This window comes from Mycobacterium sp. (assembly GCF_035633495.1).
Classification (GTDB): domain Bacteria; phylum Actinomycetota; class Actinomycetes; order Mycobacteriales; family Mycobacteriaceae; genus Mycobacterium.
Window position 1 is genome coordinate 1 of the sequence record NZ_DASQEU010000056.1, and the last position, 20,348, is coordinate 20,348.

The 20,348-nt window shown below is 68.5% G+C and carries 20 protein-coding genes; 16 read left to right on the plus strand and 4 right to left on the minus strand.

Translation table 11 applies throughout. The features are described from left to right. The 3 genes from VET27_RS08410 to nicT form a co-directional block, all read left to right on the plus strand. The coding region (locus VET27_RS08410; protein WP_526516974.1) for a FadR/GntR family transcriptional regulator at nt 1-427 on the plus strand (427 nt) is incomplete at its 5' end. 64 nt (nt 428-491) lie between these two features. After that, entirely contained in the window at nt 492-818 is a 327-nt protein-coding gene (locus tag VET27_RS08415; RefSeq protein ID WP_526516976.1) for an ArsR/SmtB family transcription factor, read from the plus strand. Between the two features lie 111 nt (nt 819-929). Then, complete coding sequence (nicT, locus tag VET27_RS08420) at nt 930-2,030, plus strand: Nickel transporter NicT (protein WP_526517338.1); 1,101 nt, start codon at nt 930-932, stop codon at nt 2,028-2,030. Nucleotides 2,031-2,034: 4 nt separating this feature from the next. Here the strand turns inward: nicT and mtr are convergent, their stop codons facing one another. Continuing rightward, on the minus strand, nt 2,035-3,429 hold the full coding sequence (gene mtr / locus VET27_RS08425) for a mycothione reductase (RefSeq protein ID WP_526516978.1): 1,395 nt from the start codon (nt 3,427-3,429) through the stop codon (nt 2,035-2,037). A 4-nt stretch (nt 3,430-3,433) separates the two neighbouring features. Next, the gene (locus VET27_RS08430) at nt 3,434-4,474 is read right to left on the minus strand and encodes an alpha/beta hydrolase (protein ID WP_526516980.1); all 1,041 of its coding nucleotides are present in this window, start codon (nt 4,472-4,474) and stop codon (nt 3,434-3,436) included. A 144-nt stretch (nt 4,475-4,618) separates the two neighbouring features. Here VET27_RS08430 and mqo point away from each other — a divergent pair, with 144 nt between their 5' ends. The 11 genes from mqo to VET27_RS08485 all read left to right on the plus strand — a co-directional run bounded on the left by mqo (nt 4,619) and on the right by VET27_RS08485 (nt 17,482). Further along, nucleotides 4,619-6,124, plus strand: coding sequence for a malate dehydrogenase (quinone) (gene mqo, locus VET27_RS08435; RefSeq protein ID WP_526516982.1), 1,506 nt, complete (start codon nt 4,619-4,621; stop codon nt 6,122-6,124). Nucleotides 6,125-6,134: 10 nt separating this feature from the next. Beyond that, complete coding sequence (locus VET27_RS08440) at nt 6,135-6,602, plus strand: GNAT family N-acetyltransferase (RefSeq protein ID WP_526516984.1); 468 nt, start codon at nt 6,135-6,137, stop codon at nt 6,600-6,602. Between the two features lie 6 nt (nt 6,603-6,608). Beyond that, complete coding sequence (locus VET27_RS08445) at nt 6,609-8,489, plus strand: magnesium chelatase subunit D family protein (RefSeq protein WP_526516986.1); 1,881 nt, start codon at nt 6,609-6,611, stop codon at nt 8,487-8,489. 22 nt (nt 8,490-8,511) lie between these two features. Further along, on the plus strand, nt 8,512-9,126 hold the full coding sequence (cobO, locus tag VET27_RS08450) for a cob(I)yrinic acid a,c-diamide adenosyltransferase (protein WP_526516988.1): 615 nt from the start codon (nt 8,512-8,514) through the stop codon (nt 9,124-9,126). A gap of 87 nt (nt 9,127-9,213) precedes the next feature. Continuing rightward, nucleotides 9,214-10,581: a cobyrinic acid a,c-diamide synthase CobB gene (locus VET27_RS08455; RefSeq protein ID WP_526516990.1), complete on the plus strand. Its 1,368-nt coding sequence runs from the start codon at nt 9,214-9,216 to the stop codon at nt 10,579-10,581. Then, nucleotides 10,578-11,774 carry a uroporphyrinogen-III C-methyltransferase gene (gene cobA / locus VET27_RS08460; protein ID WP_526516992.1) on the plus strand — a complete coding sequence of 399 codons (1,197 nt, stop codon included), beginning with the start codon at nt 10,578-10,580 and terminating at the stop codon, nt 11,772-11,774. Before VET27_RS08455 ends, cobA begins: the two co-directional genes overlap by 4 nt. A gap of 33 nt (nt 11,775-11,807) precedes the next feature. Next, nucleotides 11,808-13,388, plus strand: a complete 1,581-nt coding sequence (locus VET27_RS08465; RefSeq protein ID WP_526516994.1) for an MFS transporter — start codon at nt 11,808-11,810, stop codon at nt 13,386-13,388. 67 nt (nt 13,389-13,455) lie between these two features. Beyond that, the gene (locus VET27_RS08470) at nt 13,456-14,961 is read left to right on the plus strand and encodes an MFS transporter (RefSeq protein WP_526516996.1); all 1,506 of its coding nucleotides are present in this window, start codon (nt 13,456-13,458) and stop codon (nt 14,959-14,961) included. Between the two features lie 39 nt (nt 14,962-15,000). Then, entirely contained in the window at nt 15,001-15,384 is a 384-nt protein-coding gene (locus tag VET27_RS08475; RefSeq protein WP_526516998.1) for a 4a-hydroxytetrahydrobiopterin dehydratase, read from the plus strand. A 139-nt stretch (nt 15,385-15,523) separates the two neighbouring features. Then, nucleotides 15,524-15,709, plus strand: a complete 186-nt coding sequence (locus VET27_RS08480; RefSeq protein WP_526517340.1) for a VOC family protein — start codon at nt 15,524-15,526, stop codon at nt 15,707-15,709. A 15-nt stretch (nt 15,710-15,724) separates the two neighbouring features. Further along, entirely contained in the window at nt 15,725-17,482 is a 1,758-nt protein-coding gene (locus tag VET27_RS08485; RefSeq protein ID WP_526517000.1) for a proline--tRNA ligase, read from the plus strand. A gap of 4 nt (nt 17,483-17,486) precedes the next feature. Here VET27_RS08485 and VET27_RS08490 read toward each other — a convergent pair whose 3' ends face one another. Further along, nucleotides 17,487-17,963 (minus strand): ferritin-like domain-containing protein, encoded by a 477-nt coding sequence (locus VET27_RS08490; protein WP_526517002.1) that lies wholly within the window; start codon nt 17,961-17,963, stop codon nt 17,487-17,489. Further along, a complete protein-coding gene (locus tag VET27_RS08495) occupies nt 17,960-18,484 on the minus strand; it encodes a hypothetical protein (RefSeq protein ID WP_526517004.1) in 525 nt (174 codons plus the stop codon). The genes VET27_RS08490 and VET27_RS08495 overlap by 4 nt, the downstream gene beginning before the upstream one ends. Nucleotides 18,485-18,650: 166 nt before the next feature. Between VET27_RS08495 and rimP the strand changes: the two genes are divergently transcribed. Together rimP and nusA are read left to right on the plus strand one after the other, a co-directional pair. Continuing rightward, nucleotides 18,651-19,205: a ribosome maturation factor RimP gene (rimP, locus tag VET27_RS08500; protein ID WP_526517006.1), complete on the plus strand. Its 555-nt coding sequence runs from the start codon at nt 18,651-18,653 to the stop codon at nt 19,203-19,205. Continuing rightward, on the plus strand, nt 19,202-20,233 hold the full coding sequence (gene nusA / locus VET27_RS08505) for a transcription termination factor NusA (RefSeq protein WP_526517008.1): 1,032 nt from the start codon (nt 19,202-19,204) through the stop codon (nt 20,231-20,233). Before rimP ends, nusA begins: the two co-directional genes overlap by 4 nt. Nucleotides 20,234-20,348 lie beyond the last annotated feature (115 nt).

Below are 20,348 nucleotides of genomic sequence, written 5' to 3' on the forward strand. Positions count from 1 at the left end.
AATCAGATTCAGCCGCGCCGACATCGACGACGCACTGCGGCTGCGCGAGATCCTCGAAGTGGGTGCGGCGCGGATGGCGGCGGGTCGGACGCTTACCGCCGGTGAGCGCGAGACGTTGTGGGCCCGGCTGGCGGATGTCCGAGGGGCTGCGCTGGAGGACTACCGTCGGCTGGACTCGCGCCTGCACCTCGCCATCGCCGAGGCCGCCGGCGCACCATCGCTGGTGCCGCTGGTCGCCGAGAACCGGATGCGGCTCAACGAGTTGCTCGACCACATCCCGCTCCTCGCCCGCAACATCGCGCACTCCGACGATCAGCACGAGGCGATCGTGATGGCGATCCTGGCGGGCGACGGTGCCGGTGCGGGCGAGACGATGGCGGCACACGTATGGGGCTCCGCTGCGCTTCTGCACGGCTTCCTCGACTGATTGAGCGCCGCCTCCCGCGACCGATGAGGGGTGTCCAGCGCCATCCGTGGACTAAATTGCACACATGGAGCTTGGCGGCGAGGCGGTGGCGCGGCACGCGTCCTCGGCGCTCGCCGACGTCGACATCAACGGCTGGACGCGGCGCTTCGACCTGCTGTCAGACCCCAACCGGCTCGAGATCCTGCTCTGCTTGCACCGCGCGCCGGGAATCTTCGTGAGCGATCTGGCCACCGTCGTGGGTCGTTCGGAAAACTCCGTCTCACAAGCACTTCGGGTACTTCGGCAACAGGGCTGGGTGAGCAGCACCCGGGTGGGTCGCTCGGTGGCCTACCGGCTCGAGGACGAGATCGTCCACGACCTGCTGCACTGGATAGGCGCTGCGCACGGCTGACCTACCCATCTGGACGGTTCGTCGACCTGAACATCTGAACAGCTAGACAGATGAGAGGACGCCGCCTAGGGTCGAGCCACACCCGGATTCGCGGCGCTTGGAGGGCATGTGATCGTCAGCACGGCATCGGAATCCCGGTTTGATCCTCGTGTCGCGAGCCCTCTCGATCGCACCGACTGGACGTCGATCGTCGGCATGGGCGGTGTCGTCCTCTTCCTTCACCTCTTCGGTTGGGGCGTCCTGGTGTTCGGCGTCGCCCCGCAGCACATCACCCTGGGATCCACCGGCGTGTTCGGGGTCGGCCTCGGCCTGACCGCCTACCTCCTCGGGGTGCGGCACGCATTCGATGCCGACCACATAGCGGTCATCGACAACACCACCCGCAAGCTGGTCGGGGAGGGCAAGCGATCGCTGTCGGCAGGGTTCTGGTTCTCGCTGGGCCACTCCAGCGTCGTGTTCGGGCTGGCTTTCCTGCTCGCTCTCGGCGTCAAGGCGCTCGTCGGGCCGGTTCAGGACGAGAACTCGCCGATGCTGCAGACCCTCGGCTTGATCGGCTCCCTGGTAGCGGGCACGTTCCTCATCCTGATCGGGCTGACGAACCTGTTCGCCGTCGTCGGCATCGCCAAGGTGTTCCGCGAGATGCGGACCGGGGACTTCGACGAAGCCGAGCTCGAACGCCAGCTGAACAGCCGTGGTTTTCTGGCCAGGCTGCTCGGACGCGTGATGCGGCGGGTCAGCAAGCCGTGGCACCTGTACCCCGTGGGACTGCTGATGGGGCTCGGCTTCGACACCGCGACGCAGGTGGCTCTCTTGGTGCTCGCCGCCGGTACCGCGGCCTTCACGCTGCCCTGGTACGCCGTGCTGGTGCTACCGGTGCTGTTCGCGGCGGGGATGAGTTTGTTCGACGCCGCCGACGGGATCTTCATGGCCCGGGCCTACGGCTGGGCGTTCCTCAAGCCGATTCGCAAGGTCTACTACAACCTGACGATCACCGTGCTGTCGGTGTTCGTCGCGCTGGTGATCGGGGTGATCGTGCTGATCGGACTGCTGGTCGACCGCCTCGGCATCGAGTCCGGACCGTTGGCGTTCATCGGCTCGGCCGACCTCGAATTCGTCGGATTCACCATCGTCGGGCTGTTCGTGGTGGTCTGGCTGGCAGCACTCGCGATCTGGCGTTTCGGTCGGATCGAGGAGCGCTGGAGCCCGTCCTAACGCGCTACAGCAACCCCAGCAGCGCGTTCTCGATCACCTCCGGCAACGCGGGGTGGATCCAGTACTGGCCCTGGGCAACCTCTTTCGCGGTCTGACCGAAGCTCATCCCCTGGATGATCGGCTGGATGATCGACGAAGCCTGGTGACCCATGACGTGAGCGCCGAGGATCTTGCCGGTCGGACGATCGCCGATCAGCTTGGCGACGCCGTGCTCGTCCTCCATCGCCCAGCCGTATGCGGTGTCGCCGTACTTCTGCACCTTGGTCACCACGTCGAACCCGGCCGCCCTCGCTTCGTCCTCGGTCATCCCCACCATGGCGATCTGAGGATGGGTGAACACCGCCGACGGGACGAAGCGATGGTCGGACGCGCGCATGGACGCGGTGTCGTCCCAGTCGATCAGCAGGTTGTGCCGCACGACGCGCATCTCGTGGTTGGCGACGTGTTTGAGCTGATACTCCGACGACACATCACCGAGCGCGAAAATCCCACGCGCCGTGGTGCGTTGGTAGTCATCGACGAGCACCAGACCGGAGTCGTCGACCTCGACGCCGGCCAGCTCGGCATCGAGTCGATCGCCGTTCGGCACCCGCCCGGTCGCCACCAGGAGCATGTCGGCTTCGATCGTCTTACCGTCGTCGAGTTCGAGGACGCAGCGGTCGCCGTCCCAATGGACGCCGACGACGTTCTCGTGGGTGCGCAGATCCCACTTCTCCGTCGCGAGGTCGGTGAACGGATAGCAGATCGACTCGTCGCAGTGGGTCAGGAGGCCGTACCCGCGGACCACGATCGTGACGCGTACGCCGAGCGCGGAGAAGACGTGTGCGAACTCCGCGGCCACGAAACCGCCGCCCACGATGACCAGATGCTCGGGGAGCTCGGGGATCCGCATGATGGTGTCGCTCGTCTGGTATTCGACGCCGCATTCGGCGATGGCCCGGGGAACGTGAGCGCGGGAACCCGCCGCGATGACCACCTTGTCGGCGGTGAACTCGTCGCCCGCGTCGGTGCGCAGGGTATAGCGCCCGTCGGGCTGGGTGGGCCCGAACCTGGTGTGGCTGGTGTACACCCGCACGTTGGCCAGGCTGCGCTTGTGCTGCTCACCGCCCACCGCGATCGGGTCGATGCGCCCGAACACGCGATTGACGATCTCGGGCCAGCGCACCTTGTCCAGGGTCGAGTCGATGCCGTAACGCGAGCTCTCCCTGATGGTTTGGGCGACCTCGGCCGCGTAGACGAACATCTTGGTCGGGATGCAGCCGACGTTGAGGCAGGTACCGCCGAACGTGTCCTCTTCGCAGATCGCGACGCGCATGTCACCGTATCTCGCGTCTACACCCGGGTCCGGAATGCTGTTGCCCGAGCCCGTTCCGATGATCGCCAGATCGAAGTGTTCCACGTGGCTAGCTCCGTCCGGATCTCGTTGTAGGGCTCCGAGATTCAGAGCCTAGGTAGTGGTCGAGCCAGCGGCCCAGCTCGGCGTAGGCGGCGGCACGCGGCTCGGCCAGCGACAGGAACACGTCGTGTTTGGCGTCGGTGATCGGCGCAATCGTCTGACGGTTGCCCACACAGCCTGCCCAGCGGGCGATCTGCTTCACGTCGAGCACGGCGTCACCCCGCTGAATCGACTCGGGATCGGGCGCCTCCGGCACACTGTGGTCCGATCGAAGCAGGAGGCTGGGCACACCGACGTCCAGACCGCGGTGCAGTCTCGCCTGGCCGCGTCGCATGGCGTTGATCCAGCCGAACGTGACGGGGAATCCGCCGAGCGGCTTCAAGTCGAGGTCGTAGTCGAACTCACCGGCGTAGTCGCGGTGCAGGCTGGTCCCGTAACCGCCGGGGGTGGGCTTGCGGATCACCTGCAGCTTGCGGAATCGGGCCAGGGCGATGAGCGCGGCCGACGTGGGCGCGGTGCGCAGGATCGCCGGTCCGTGCAGGTCGAAGAACGGACTGTTGAGCACCAGCCCGCCGATGTGCGACGCGGCGCCGCGCTGGCGGAGCCGATCCAGCCACAGGGTCGCGATCAACCCGCCTGCGGAGTGACCGTACATGCACACCCGAACGGCCTCGCCGCTCCCAGCGTCCGCCGCGATGACGCCGAGCGCACGGTCCAGTTCGTCGTCGTAGCCCGCCAGGTCGGTGGTGAAGTGCGGCGTCTGCCCTGGCTGGCGTGACCTGCCGCACTTGTGCAGATCCAGCGCATAGAAACCGAACCCGCGGTCGGCGAAGTGATCTGCCAGTTCGGTGTTGAAGAAGTAGTCGGTGTAGCCGTGCAGCGCCAGCACGGCGTGCTTGCCGCCTCCGCCGCCTCCTCGTCGCACCAGTGTCGCGACGAGATCGCCCTCGCCGTGCGGATCGGGGCCCAGCGGCAGGGTTTGCTGCCAATAGCCGGGCAGCACGTCGGGTTCCCAGGTGGGCTCCCCGCCAGGTTCCCGCGGTGTCACGGACTCACTCTATGCGGCGATCGAGTCCTCGCGGAGGGGCGGGATGGGTGTCGGCCGACCAAATGCCCGCGAGGCCGACGGGATAACCTGGTAACCCTGCACGCGCGACGAGCGGGTACACGACCACGAAGGGTCCTGGATCAGGTGTCTGAGGTAGCTAAGACCGACGTCGTGCTGGTGGGCGCGGGCATCATGAGTGCGACGCTGGCCACGTTGTTGAAGCTGATGGAGCCCGACTGGTCCATTACGCTGATCGAGCGGCTCGACGGAGCCGCCGCCGAGAGCAGCGATCCTTGGAACAACGCGGGCACCGGCCACTCCGCCTTGTGTGAGTTGAACTACACCCCGCAGCGCGCCGACGGCACCATCGAGATCGCCAAGGCCGTTCAGGTCAACGAGCAGTTCCAGGTGTCGCGGCAGTTCTGGGCGCACGCCGTCGAGGGCGGCGTCCTGCCCGACGTACGCAGCTTCCTCAACCCCATCCCGCACGTCAGCTTCGTGCACGGGGCCGATCACCGCGAGTACCTCAAGCGCCGCCGCGAGACGCTGGTGCAGAACCCGCTGTTCGCGTCGATGGAGTACATCGACGACGCGGACGAATTCGCCCGTCGGCTGCCGTTGATGGCGGCGAAGCGTGACTTCTCCGAGCCCGTCGCGCTGAACTGGACCCAGGACGGTACCGACGTCGACTTCGGTTCGCTGACACGACAGCTCATGGGGTACGCCGTGCAGCGCGGTATGACGACGCTGTTCGGGCACGACGTGCGCGACCTGAGCAAGGAGTCCGACGGCAGCTGGACGCTGAAGGTCACCAACCGCCGCACCCGTCAGAAGCGCAAGATCAATGCAAAGTTCGTGTTCGTGGGCGCGGGCGGTGGGGCGCTGCCCCTGCTGCAGAAGTCGGGCATCAAGGAGACCAAGGGCTTTGGCGGCTTCCCCGTCGGCGGCCAGTGGCTGCGCACCGGGAACCACGAGCTGGCGGCGATGCACCAGGCCAAGGTGTACGGCGCGCCACCGCTGGGCGCCCCGCCGATGTCGGTGCCGCACTTGGATGCCCGCGTGATCAAGGGTCGCTCCTGGCTGCTGTTCGGCCCGTTCGCCGGGTGGTCGCCGAAGTTCCTCAAGCAGGGCAAGGTCACCGATCTGCCCTTCTCGGTGAAGCCCAACAACCTGGGCTCGATGCTTGGTGTCGGTCTCACCGAGATGAGCCTGGTCAAGTACCTGGTCGGTCAGCTGTTGCTGAGCGAGGCCGACCGAGTGGATTCGCTGCGTGAGTTCGCACCCAGCGCAGTCGATTCCGACTGGGAACTCGATATCGCTGGCCAACGCGTTCAGGTGATCCGCCGCAAGGGCGCGGGCGGCGTGCTGGAGTTCGGCACCACGGTGCTCGCGGCCGCCGACGGCAGCATCGCCGGTCTGCTCGGCGCATCGCCCGGCGCCTCGACGGCCGTCCCGGCGATGCTCGACGTCCTGGAGCGCTGCTTCCCCGACCGCTTCCCGGGATGGCAGCCCAAGCTCAAGGAGATGGTGCCGTCGTTCGGCACCGAACTCTCCGACGAGCCCAAGCTGTTCGAGGAAGTGTGGGCCTGGGGCACGGAGGTGCTCAAGCTCGACGCCAAGGCCACGGACGTGCCCGCGGTCCCCGTATGACAGTCGCACCGTGACGATCTCGCCACGTCGAAGCTGGGCCAAGGATCTGGACGCCGCAACGCTTTACGAGCTGCTGAAGCTTCGGGTGGAGGTCTTCGTCGTCGAGCAGGCGACCCCGTATCCCGAGTTGGACGGACGTGACCTGCTCGCCGAGACGCGGCACTTCTGGCTCGAGGATCCCGACGGCAAGGTCATCTCGACACTGCGCCTGATGGAGGAACATCCCCGTGGGGAGAAGGTCTTTCGCATCGGGCGGGTGTGCACCAAGCGCAGCCAGCGGAGTCACGGCCACACCAGCCGGCTCATGCAGGCTGCGCTCGCCGAGGTCGGCGACGACCCGTGCCGCATCGACGCCCAGACCTACCTCGAGGAGATGTACGCCAAACACGGCTTCGTCCGCGACGGCGACGAATTCCTCGACGACGGTATTCCGCACATCCCGATGCTGCGCCGCAGCGGACTTCACGGCGCGGGCTGACGGCCCGTGACGACTCCTCTTCCCACGCCGTATCCCTTCTCCGCGCTCGTCGGCCAGGACCGGCTGCGACTGGCGCTGATTCTGTGCGCGGTGCGGCCCGAGATCGGCGGTGTGCTGATCCGCGGCGAGAAGGGCACCGCGAAGTCGACGGCGGTGCGCGCGTTGGCCATGGTGCTCGCGGCGGTCGACGAGGGCGCGCGCCTGGTCGAACTGCCGATCGGTGCCACCGAGGATCGCGTGGTGGGGTCGCTGGATCTGCAGCGCGTGCTGCGCGACGGCGAGCACGCCTTCTCGCCGGGTCTTCTGGCCCGCGCCCACGGCGGTGTTCTGTACGTCGACGAGGTCAACCTGTTGCACGACCACTTGGTCGACGTGCTTCTCGACGCGGCCGCGATGGGCCGCGTGCACGTCGAGCGCGACGGTGTCTCGCACAGTCACGAGGCCCGGTTCATGCTCGTGGGCACCATGAATCCCGAAGAGGGCGAGCTGCGTCCGCAGCTGCTGGACCGGTTCGGCTTGACGGTCGACGTCTATGCGTCCCGCGACGTTGACACCCGCGTCGAGGTGATCCGGCGGCGCATGGACTTCGAGGCCGATGCCGACGCTTTCGCCGCGCGGTATGCCTCCGAGGACGCCGATCTGTCCCGCCGGATCGTGCTCGCGCGCGCCATGGTCGCAGCGGTGGTGCTGCCGGACAACGAGTTACGCCGGATCGCGGCCTTGTGCGCGGCGTTCGACGTCGACGGTATGCGTGCCGACCTGGTGGTGGCCCGCACCGCCGTGGCGCATGCGGCGTGGCGTGGCGCCGATCGGGTGGAGGAGCAGGACGTTCGCGTCGCCGCGGAACTCGCCCTCCCGCACCGCCGCCGTCGCGACCCTTTCGACGACGCGGGCCTCGATCCCGATCAGCTGGACGAGGCGATGAGCCAGGCGGGCCAGTCGGCCGACGAACCCGAGCCGGATCCAGAGCCCGACCCGCCGGGCGGCGGGGACGGTGCGCCGGAGGCCTCCGACGCCGAGGCGACCAATAACTTTGCGCCGCAGAGCAATTCACCGTCGTCGGCGCCGCGTCCCAACGGTGCGCCCACGGCGACGTTCCGGGCGAAGGCGCTGGTGGTGCCCGGCGTCGGTGAGGGCGCTCCCGGTCGTCGCTCGCGGGCCCGCAACCGGACGGGCACGCCGGTGTCGGCCACCGAGGATCCCCAGGCCGGTCACGGCCTGCACGTCTTCGGCACGCTGCTCGCCGCCGCGGAGCGGCAGACCGGGCCGGGGCGACCGCGGCTCGGTCCGACCGACCTGCGTCGGTCCATTCGCGAAGGCAGAGAAGGCAATCTGGTCATCTTCCTGGTCGACGCGTCGGGGTCGATGGCGGCGCGCGACCGCATGTCCGCGGTGGGCGGCGCCACGCTGTCGCTGCTGCGCGACGCATACCAACGTCGGGACAAGGTCGCCGTCGTCACCTTCCGTGGGCAGCAGGCGCAGGTGCTCCTTCCGCCGACGTCGTCGGTGCACATCGCCAGTAGACGGTTGGCACGCTTCGACACCGGAGGCAAGACGCCGCTGGCGCAGGGCCTCCTCGCGGCCAGGGACCTGGTGGTCCGGGAGAAGGCACGCGACCGTGCGCGTCGCAGCCTGGTGGTGGTTCTCACCGACGGCAGGGCGACGGGCGGCCCCGATCCGCTCGGACGTACCCGAACGGCGGCGGCGATGCTGCTCGCCGAGGGCGCGGCGGCCGTCGTCGTCGACTGCGAAACCTCTTACGTACGGCTGGGTTTGGCCGAAGTGCTGGCCACTCAGCTCGGCGCACACGCGGTGCGGCTCGCGCAGCTTCGCGCCGACGGATTGACGCGGTTGGTCACGTCGCACGCCGACGGCCGGGCCGCCTGATCCGGGACGGGGGAGAATTCCGATGCCACAGGGCCAACCGCTCGCCGTCCCGGCCGACGGCCTGACGACGCGGGCACGTCGCAACGCCCCCGTGCTGGCGGTCCACACCGGCCCCGGCAAGGGCAAGTCCACGGCCGCCTTCGGGATGGCGCTGCGCGCCTGGAACCAGGGTTTCGACGTCGCGGTGTTCCAGTTCGTCAAGAGCGCGAAGTGGAAGGTCGGCGAGGAGGCAGCATTTCGCGAACTCGGCCGGTTGCACGACGAGCATGGCGTCGGCGGGCCCGTGGAGTGGCACAAGATGGGTTCGGGTTGGTCGTGGTCCCGCAAGCCGGGATCTGACGTCGATCACGCGGCGGCCGCGGCCGCCGGTTGGGCCGAGATCGCGCGCCGGCTGACCGAGCAGCGTCACGACTTCTACGTCCTCGACGAGTTCACCTATCCATTGAAGTGGGGCTGGGTCGACGTGGACGCGGTCGTCGAGGTCCTGGTGTCCCGGCCCGGCAGGCAGCACGTCGTCATCACCGGCCGCGACGCCCCCGCGCGGCTGCTCGACGCCGCCGACCTGGTCACGGAGATGACCAAGGTCAAGCACCCGATGGACGCTGGCCGCAAGGGCCAGCGGGGGATCGAATGGTGACCCCTTTCTCTTGCGCGAGCGTGCGTGTCTGCGGGCGACACGCCGCCACAATGTCCGAGTCGACGCACGCTCGCGGAGAGTGGTGACGTGAGAGTCCCCGCAGTCGTGATCGCCGCGCCCTCCTCCGGCAGCGGCAAGACCACCGTGGCCACCGGACTGATGGGTGCCCTGCGGCGGGCCGGTCGCACCGTCGCACCGTTCAAGGTCGGCCCCGACTTCATCGACCCCGGCTACCACGCGCTCGCCGCAGGCCGACCCGGTCGCAATCTCGACCCCGTCCTCGTCGGCGATCACCTGATCGGACCGCTCTATCGGCACGGCAGCGCCGGCGCCGGCGTCGCAGTGGTCGAAGGCGCCATGGGCCTGTTCGACGGTCGCATCGATGCAAATGCCTCCGGTCCCGCTCGCGGGTCGACCGCACACGTCGCGGGACTGCTCGGGGCGCCGGTGGTGCTGGTCGTCGACGCCCGTGGTCAGAGTCATAGCATCGCCGCACTGCTGCACGGGTTCTCGACGTTCGACCGCTCCGTCCGGATGGCGGGTGTCATCCTCAACCGAGTCGGTTCGCCGCGGCACGAGGCGGTTCTCCGGCAAGCGTGCGAACAGGCGGGCGTGCCCGTGCTCGGTGCGATCCCACGCGCCGACGAACTGTCGGTGCCGTCCCGGCATCTAGGCTTGGTGACCGCAGCCGAACACGGCCAGCGCGCCCTCGTCGCGGTCGACGCGATGTCCACCCTCGTCGCACGCCACGTCGACCTGCCCGCGGTCGCGGCCGTCGCGGCCTCGCACGTCGACACCGAGCCGTGGACACCGCAGGTGGCTGACCCGGTCCCCGGGGACGTCACCGTGGCGCTCGCCGCGGGACGGGCGTTCACGTTCGGGTACCCCGAGCACGCGGAGTTGCTCGTCGCCGCAGGCGCGGACGTCGTCACGTTCGACCCGCTGACGGACTCGTTGCCACCCTCCACCGACGCGCTGGTGATACCCGGTGGATTCCCCGAGCAGTTCACGGCCGAGCTGTCGGCCAACGACGTTGTCCGCCAACAGATCAGGGAACTGGGCGGACGGGGTGCGCCCATCCACGCGGAATGCGCCGGCCTGACGTACCTGGTGGACGATCTCGACGGGCATCCGATGTGCGGCGTGCTCCCCGGCACTGCTCGCTTCACCCCCCGGCTGACACTGGGTTACCGCGACGCCGTCGCACTCGGCGATTCGTCTTTGCACCAGGCGGGCGCTCGCGTCGTCGGGCATGAATTCCACCGCACCGCAGTCACATTCGCCGGCAACCACGAACCGGCCTGGGGCTTCCGTGACGGCGCCGGGGCATCGGTGACCGACGGCGCGGTCGCCGGCGGCGTGCATGCCGCCTATCTGCATTCGCACGCCTCGGCCCACCCCGGAGCAGCGGTCCGCTTCGTCGCCGCGGCGGCAACCTCTAAGCTCGCCGGGTGACCGAGAACGCCTACCTCGTCGGCCTGCGCCTGAACGGCAAGAAGGTCGTCGTCGTCGGCGGGGGCAGTGTCGCGCAGCGACGAATACCCCTGCTACTGGCCAATGGTGCCGACGTCCACGTCATCACCCGCGCGGCGACGCCTGCCGTCGAGGCGATCGAGGGAATCACTCTCGTACTGCGCGACTTCCGCGACGGCGATCTCGAAGGTGCCTGGTACGCCATCGCCGCGACCGACGATCCCGCGGTCAACGAAGCCATCGTCGCCGAGGCCGAGCGGCTGCGGATCTTCTGCGTACGGGCCGACATCGCGCGGGATGGCACCGCGGTCACCCCCGCCTCGTTCGAATACGACGGACTCAGTGTCGGCGTGCTGGCCGGTGGTGAGCATCGTCGTTCGGCCGCCATCCGGTCGGCCATCCACGAAGCGCTGCAGCAGGGCGTCATCGTCGCCGACGCACCCGGCTCGCAGCACACCGGCGTCGCGCTGGTCGGTGGTGGCCCCGGCGACCCCGAGCTCATCACCGTGCGGGGACGCAGACTTCTCGCCCACGCCGACGTCGTCGTCGCCGACCGCCTCGCGCCGCCTGAGCTCCTGGCCGAGCTACCGCCCCACGTCGAGGTCATCGACGCGGCGAAGATCCCCTACGGCCGCTCCATGGCTCAGGACGCGATCAACGCGGTGCTGATCGACCGCGCGAGGGCGGGCAAGTTCGTCGTGCGGCTCAAGGGTGGCGACCCCTACGTCTTCGCGCGGGGTCACGAAGAGTTGTTGGCGTGCGCCGACGCGGGGATTCCGGTGACCGTGGTGCCCGGTGTGACGAGTGCCATAGCCGTTCCTGCGCTGGCGGGAGTCCCGGTCACCCATCGAGGCGTCACCCATGAGTTCGTGGTGGTCAGCGGCCATGTTGCGCCGGGGCACCCCGAATCGTTAGTGAATTGGGATGCGCTGGCGGCGCTGTCGGGCACGATCGTCTTGCTGATGGCCGTCGAGCGGATCGAACTCTTCACCAAGGCGTTGTTGGAAGGTGGCCGACCTGCGGAAACGCCGGTCCTGGTCGTCCAGCACGGGACGACTGCCGCGCAACGGACCCTCCGCACCACGCTTGCCGACGCGCCGGAACACATCCGGGCGGACGGCATTCGACCTCCCGCAATCATCGTGATCGGCGCGGTGGCGGCCTTCGCCAATTAAAGGGTTCCTAAGATTACTGTAAGGTAACCCGTCATGACGGCTCTCAATGACGCAAAGCGCGCCGCCATCGAACGTGATGCGGAAGACGCCGGCGAGCGGGCCCTGCCCATGCCGATCACACCGGCCCAGATCGTGAAGAGCAGCTGGTATCCGACGTGGCTGCCGTCGCGCCGCTTCGTCGCCGCGGTCATCGCGATCGGCGGCATGCAGCTCCTGGCCACGATGGACAGCACCGTGGCGATCGTCGCGCTTCCCAAGATTCAGGACGAGCTCAACCTGTCCGACGCCGGTCGCAGCTGGGTCATCACCGCGTACGTCCTCACCTTCGGCGGCCTGATGCTGCTGGGTGGACGCCTCGGCGACACCATCGGCCGCAAACGCACCTTCATCGTCGGCGTCGCGCTGTTCACCATCGCCTCGATCCTGTGCGGCGTGGCGTGGGACGAGACCACCCTCGTCGTCGCGCGGCTGGCCCAGGGTGTCGGCGCGGCCATCGCGTCACCCACCGGCCTCGCCCTGATCGCCACCACGTTCCCGAAGGGCCCGGCCCGCAACACGGCCACCGCCGTCTTCGCGGCCATGACCGGCGTCGGGTCGGTCATGGGCCTCGTCGTCGGCGGCGCCCTGACCGAGGTCTCGTGGCGCTGGGCGTTCCTGGTGAACGTCCCGGTCGGCATGGTGATGATCTACCTGGCCCGCAGGACGCTGCGCGAGACGCACCGCGAGCGGATGAAGCTCGACGCGGCGGGGGCCATCCTCGCGACGCTCGCGTGCACCGCGGCCGTCTTCGGCTTCTCGATGGGCCCGGAGAAGGGTTGGCAGTCGTCGCTCACGCTGGGCTCTGGCCTGGCGGCGCTGGTGTTCTTCGCGGCCTTCGTCTACGTCGAGCGCACGGCGGTCAATCCCGTGGTCCCGTTCACCCTGTTCCGCGACCGCAACCGGGTCGCCACCTTCGCGGCGGTGTTCCTCGCCGGCGGTGTGATGTTCACGCTGACGGTGCTGATCGGCCTGTACGTGCAGGACATCATGGGCTACAGCGCACTTCGCGCCGGTATCGGCTTCATCCCGTTCGTCGTCGCGCTGGGCATCGGCCTCGGGTTGTCGTCGTATCTGGTGTCGATCTTCCCGCCGCGCGTGCTGGTGATCGCAGGCGGCGTGTTCGTCCTCGCGGCCATGATCTACGGCTCCACGCTCAACGGCGACATCCCGTACTTCCCGAACCTGGTGATACCGATCACGGTCGGCGGCTTCGGCATCGGCATGATCGTCGTGCCGCTCACGGTGTCGGCCATCGCCGGCGTCGCGTTCGACGAGATCGGTCCGGTCTCCGCGATCGCCCTGATGCTCCAGAGCCTCGGCGGCCCCGTCGTCCTGGCCATCATCCAGGCGGTCATCACGTCGCGGACGCTGTACCTCGGCGGAACCACCGGCCCGGTCAAGAACATGAACGACGCGCAACTGCACGCACTCGATCAGGGCTACACCTATGGGCTGCTGTGGGTCGCCGCCGTGGCCGTCATCGTCGGGCTCGTCGCGCTGTTCATCGGCTACACGGCTCAGCAGGTCGCCCAGGCGCAGGAAGTCAAGGAAGCGATCGACGCAGGCGAGATCTGACACCCCGCTAGCCCCGGGCCGTTCGGTGTCCGTTTGATCCCGGGCCCCCTGGGTAGGGTGTCCGGTGATGTCTGCCGCGGGTGGTTCCTCAGGGTCGACGGACCATTCGACTGCGCCGTTGTCGTCGTCCGTCCTCGGCATCGCGATCATCGCGATCACGGGCATGCAGCTGATGTCGACCCTCGACGGCACCATCGTCATCGTCGCCCTGCCCCGCATGCAGGCCGATCTCGATCTCTCCGACGCAGGCAAGAGCTGGGTCATCACCGCCTACGTCCTGACGTTCGGCGGGCTGCTGCTACTCGGTGGGCGGGTGGGTGACGCGATCGGTCAGAAACGCGCCTTCCTCTCCGGCGTCGGCGTCTTCACCATCGCGTCTCTGATATGCGGTTTGGCGAACGACGAGTTCACGCTGATCGTGGCGCGCGCGCTGCAGGGCATCGGCGCGGCCGTGGCCGCCCCGACCGGTCTGGCTCTCATCGCCACCACCTACGCCGTCGGGCATGCCCGAAACCAGGCCATGGCGGTATCGGCGGGGATGCAGGCGACGGGCTCGGTACTCGGCTTGGTACTCGGTGGCCTGCTGACCGTCATCTCGTGGCGGCTGGCCTTCCTCATGAACGTGCCGATCGGTGTCGTCATCATCGTGATCGCCTGGCTGCGGATCGGCGAGACTCACCACGAACGGCTCAAGCTCGACATCACGGGCGCACTGCTGGCCACGCTGGGGTGTACGTCGGCGGTGCTGGTGTTCACCCAGGGCCCGCCGCGCGGCTGGCTCGACCCGTGGGTGGTGGGCGCGGCCGTCGCGTCGGTGATCTTCTTCGTCTCGTTCCTGTTCGCCGAACGCTCCGCCGAGAACCCACTGGTGCCATTCTCGGTGTTCGACGACCGCAACCGGGTCATGACCTTCACCGCATGGTTCCTCGGCGGTGGGGTTCTGCTGACCGTCACCGTGATGGTCGGCCTGCTCGCCCAGGACGTGCTTGGGTACTCGGCACTGCGGGCCGGGGTCTGCTTCCTCCCGTTCGCGGTGGCCGTCGGCGTCGGCAACGTGCTGGCCACCAAGCTGGCACCACTTATCGCCCCGCGTTGGCTGATCATCGGCGGCGGCCTGTACGTGCTCGCCGCGATGCTCTACGGGTCCACGCTGGATCGCAGCATCCCGTACTTCCCGAACCTCTTCCTGCCGATCGTCATCGGTGGCTTTGGGATCGGCATCATCTCGGTGGTGCTGCCGTTGTGCGCCGTCGCCGGGGTAGGGCCCCGCGAGATCGGCCCCGTCGCGGCAATCACGCTCATGGTGCAAAACCTCGGCGGCCCACTCGTGCTGGTGGTCGTCATGGCGGTACAGACCTCGCGCACCCTCTATCTCGGCGGCACCACGGGTCCGGTGAAGAACATGACACCCGCCCAACTCGACGCGCTCGGCGAGGGCTACACCTATTCACTGCTGTGGGTCGCCGGCATCTCGATCCTGGTCGGCATCGCAGCGTTCTGGATCGGCTTCTCCGCCCGCGACATCGCCAGGGCGCAGCATACGAAGGAAGCGGTGGAGGCCGGCGAACTGTAGCCGGCCGTTGGTGTCGTGGCAGCGCGCTAGCGTGACGTCATGGCCGTCGCCCTCACCCGCCAACGGATCTCCGAAGCCGTCGATCGGCTGGGCTGGCGGCTGATCCTCGGGGTTGCCGTCACGCACGTCGCGGTGCCTTCGTTGGCCGCCGCGGCATCGATCGCCGTCTCGGCGGTCGGAGCCGAGGGCGACGGGCACCCGAGCGCCGATCTGCACGCCGATCGCGTCGTTCTGCGTCTGCACACCACCACCGAAGGTTCGGTCACCGAACACGACATTGGGCTGGCGCACCGCGTGACCAGGCGCTCGCCCCACGGGCGCCGCGCACCGAACCCGGCGACGGGACCGTGGCGCCGCAGACCATCGAGATCGCCATCGACTCACTCGACATCCCGCTCATCAGGCCGTTCTGGAAGGCCGTGACGGGATACGTCGACGAACCGAGCCCGCCCGACCTGCCCGACGGCGCCCTGTTGGACCCACTCCGGCGTGGGCCCGCCATCTGGTTCCAGCAGATGGACGCGCCGCGGCCGTCCGGCGGGCAGGAGCGCATCGACTCGGGATCTTCCAGCGCAACCGCATCCACCTCGACGTCGACGTCCCGCCCGAACGGGCCCGGCCCCGCATCGAGGCGGCGCTCGCGGCAGGGGGCACACTGCTGGCCGACGATGCCGCACCCGCGTTCTGGGTGCTGGCCGATCCCGAGGGCAACGAGGTGTGCGTCTGCACGTGGCAGGGCCGCGACTGATTAAGGTTGTCGGCTGTGATCACCCGCATGTCCGAACTGTTCCTGCGTACGCTGCGCGACGACCCCGCCGACGCCGAGGTGCCGAGCCACAAGCTGCTGATCAGGGCGGGCTACGTCCGTCCGATCGGGCCTGGCCTCTACAGCTGGCTGCCGCTGGGTCTGCGGGTGTTCCGCAAGATCGAGCAGATCGTCCGCGAGGAGATGAACGCCATTGGCGGACAAGAGATTCTGCTGCCCGCGTTGCTGCCACGCGCGCCGTATGAGACCACGAACCGGTGGACCGAGTACGGCGACGGCGTGTTCCGCCTCAAGGACCGGCGGGGCAGCGACTACCTGCTCGGGCCCACCCACGAGGAGATCTTCACCCTCACCGTGAAGGGGGAGTGCAGCTCCTACAAGGACTTCCCGCTGCGGCTCTACCAGATTCAGACCAAGTACCGCGACGAGGCCCGGCCGCGTGCGGGCATCCTGCGTGGCCGCGAGTTCGTGATGAAGGACTCCTACTCGTTCGACGTCGACGACGACGGGCTCAAGGCGGCCTACCACGCCCACCGCGAGGCCTACCAGCGGATCTTCGCGCGACTGAACGTCAAGTACGTCATCGTCTCGGCGGTGTCGGGCGCGATGGGCGGCAGCGCCTCGGAGGAGTTTCTGGCCGAGAGCGAGGTCGGCGAGGACACGTTCGTCCGCTGCCTGGAGTCGGGTTACGCCGCCAACGTCGAGGCCGTCATCACGGCGCGCCCGGAGTCACTGCCCATCGAGGGGTTGCCGGATCCGGTCGTCCACGACACCGCCGACACTCCGACCATCGCGACACTGGTGGACTGGGCCAACGGGGCCGGCCTCCCTCAGTTCGCGGGGCGCGAGGTCGTGGCCGCCGACACGTTGAAGAACGTGCTGCTGAAGGTCCGCGAACCGGGCGGCGACTGGGAGCTGCTGGCGATCGGTGTGCCCGGGGACCGCGAGGTCGACGACAAGCGGCTGGGTGCGGCGCTGGACCCGGCTGAGTACGTCATGCTTCCAGCGGAGGACTTCCCCAAGTACCCGTTCCTGGTCAAGGGCTACATCGGGCCGAAGGCGCTGTCGGCCAACGGCGTTCGCTATCTGGTCGATCCGCGCATCGTCGACGGGACGGCCTGGATCACGGGCGCCGACGAGGACGGCAAGCACGTCGTGGGCCTCGTCGCCGGACGTGACTTCGTCGCGGACGGCACCATCGAGGCCGCAGAGGTGCGTGACGGTGATCCCTCACCCGACGGCGCGGGCCCGCTGGTCGCGGCACGGGGGATCGAGATCGGCCACATCTTCCAGCTCGGCCGCAAGTACGCCGACGCGTTCGCCGTCGACGTGCTCGGCGAGAACGGCAAACCGGTCCGTCTGACCATGGGTTCCTACGGCGTCGGGGTGTCCCGGCTGGTCGCGGTCATCGCCGAGCAGAGCCACGACGACATCGGCCTGCGTTGGCCGTCCTCGGTGTCGCCGTTCGACGTGCACGTCGTCATCGCCAACAACGATGCCGAAGCCCGTTCCGGGGCAACCGAACTCGCTAGGCAACTGGATCTGCTCGGGGTGGAGCCGCTGCTCGACGACCGCAAGGCGTCGCCGGGGGTGAAGTTCAAGGACGCCGAACTGCTGGGCGTCCCGTGGATCGTCGTGGTGGGCCGCGGTTTCGCCGACGGCGTCGTCGAGATTCGCAACCGCTTCACTGGCGAGGCCCGGGAGATACCCGTCGACGGTGCGGCCGCGGCGATTGCGGCCACCCTCGCGAGCTAGCCGGCTATTCGGTGCCGCCAGGGAACGCGACCGTGGTCGGCACGACGCCCAGCACACCGCGCCACTTGGCTGCCGTCACCGCGCACCGGGTCAGGGCGGTGACGGCCAGCTCGCGGTCGTCCCCGGCCTTCGCCTGCTCGAGGAACGCGCGCCAGGCCACTGCGGAGTCCTCCTCCATCCGGACTGCCAGCCTGCCGGCGGCAGTGGGTCCGTCGACGACGAACGGCATCTGGTACCCGACCGCGGGGACCGGCGCAGTCACGTTGCGGGCGGTGAGTCTCGCGATGGCCTCCTCGCGCAGTTCGCGGTGCCCCGCGAGCGACTCGGACACCAGGGCGTTGACGTCGGGCGCCGAGTGCGCGGACACGACGCCGTAGCCGTAGATGACCCCATGCACGCCCGTGACCGCGTCGAACAGGGCGCCGTCCGCGGCGTCCGACGGCCGGGACGGACTCGGCGACGTGGTGTCGGGGGAGGTCATGGCGTCGGCCCGGCGTCGGCCAACGCCACGGTGGCGGCGGCGGTGCATGCCGCCGCGATCGAGCCGAGCAGACCCGCCCGGTAGCCCGACTGCTGGGTCGCCAGCAGGGTGGCGCCGTCGGCGGACTGCTGGAGCGCTGCGACGACGTCCGCGGCGGTCGGCGGCTTCGGGGGAGGGCCGGAGGTAGTCGTCGAAGACGATGCCGTCGTCGCGGTGGAGGACGTCGGTGGCGCCTCGCCGGAGATTCTGATGATCTCGTCGGTGAGGGCCTGAGCGTGTGCGGCGCGCTGCGCAGCGACGACCGTCAGCACCGCGGCGATCTTCGGCGGGGCCGCGGTGGCGGCGTTGCCGGCGAGCTCGCTGTCGCCGTGTGCCCGGTCGAGTTGTCTGAGTAAGGCATCCATCTCCTGCACGGGCGGCGTCGATCCACAGGCGGTGGCAACGGTGCCCCCCAGCAGCGCCAACGCTGCCGCGCCGACGAGCACACGCCGCCTGCTGACGGTGGGGAGGGCGCTCGGCACAGCAACATCCTGCCATCCCGCCCATGCGGACCCGTCGGACGTCGAACACCGCGGGCTTGCCGAACGTTTGCCACTCGGCTCTGCCCTGCTGGCGTATCGTTGAAACTCGGTTCCGCTCGAAGTTCGGTGGAATCGTGTCCGTACAACTCAAGACGAGGAGCTCACCGTGGCATCGGAGATTCCGCTACGGTCAGTGCGGTTGCCGTCCCCGCAGCAGGTGATCGAGCTGCTCGAAGTTGAGTTCGGCCGCGCGGGATACGAAGTCGAGGACGTCGTCATCGAGTCCACCGCGCGCCCTCCGCGCGTCGTCGTGATCGCCGATGGCGACCACGGCCTGAATCTAGACTCCCTGGCCACGTTGTCGCGGTTGGCCTCCGAACTGCTGGATCAGCTCGACGAATCGGCTGACGAAGCCCCCTACCTGTTGGAAGTCACGTCGCGCGGGGTGGATCGCCCGCTCACCGCCGAGCGCCACTACCGCCGCGCCCAGGGGCGCAAGGTCGAGGTGACGCTGACCGACGGCTCGCAGGTGATGGGCCGGTTGGGCGAGTCGACCGACGGTGTCGTGCGGCTGGTGGTCGCAGATCGCCGAGCAGGACTCACCATTCGCGAACTTTCCATTCTCGATGTGGCCAATACCGTTGTGCAGGTGGAGTTTTCATCCCCGAACCCGCTCGAGCTCGAGTTGGCCGGGGTGTCTGGCAAGGAGGCTGAAGAGTGAACATCGACATGGGTGCGCTGCATGCGATCGAAGTGGACCGAGGGATCTCGGTCGACGAACTGCTCGAGACCATCAAGTCCGCACTGCTGACCGCGTACCGGCACACCCAGGGCCACGAGGCCGAGGCTCGCATCGACATCGACCGCAAGAGCGGCGTGGTCAAGGTGCTCGCCAGGGAGACCGACGACGACGGCAACCTGATCAGCGAATGGGACGACACCCCAGAGGGTTTCGGCCGGGTCGCGGCCACCACCGCCCGTCAGGTGATGTTGCAGCGCTTCCGTGACGCCGAGAACGAGCGGATGTACGGCGAGTTCTCGGCGCGGGAGGGTGACATCGTCGGCGGTGTGGTCCAACGCGACGCCCGAGAGAACGCTCGCGGCAACGTCATCGTGCGTCTCGGCACGGAGGCGAAGGGTTCCGAAGGGGTCATCCGGCCCGCCGAGCAGGTCCCGGGCGAGTCCTACGACCACGGGGATCGGTTGCGCTGCTACGTCATCGGTGTGACACGCGGTGTGCGAGAACCGAAGATCGAGTTGTCCCGTACCCACCCGAACCTGGTGCGCAAGCTGTTCTCGTTGGAGGTGCCCGAGATCGCCGAGAACTCCGTGGAGATCGTCGCCGTCGCCCGCGAGGCAGGCCATCGCTCCAAGATCGCGGTGACGTCGCGAGTCTCGGGTCTCAACGCCAAGGGGGCCTGCATCGGTCCGATGGGCCAGCGAGTGCGCAACGTGATGAGCGAGTTGTCCGGCGAGAAGATCGACATCATCGACTACGACGAGAACCCGGCGCGGTTCGTGGCCAATGCCCTATCGCCGGCCAAGGTGGTGTCGGTGGCCGTCATCGACGAGACCGCGAGAGCAGCACGCGTCGTGGTGCCGGACTTCCAGTTGTCGCTCGCGATCGGCAAGGAGGGGCAGAACGCGCGGTTGGCCGCCCGCCTGACCGGCTGGCGGATCGACATTCGCAGTGACGCGGCGCCGACGCCCGACGCGGAGGCACCGCACGGCGCCTCTCGCGAGGGGTAGCGGGCACGCGTTTCATTCTGCGGTGATCGTGACGGTAGACTGAGCCGTGATCCAGCGCGAGAGTTCGGTTGCCCGCGCACGGATGCATCGAAGTCCCGAAGGACCAGTGCGGACG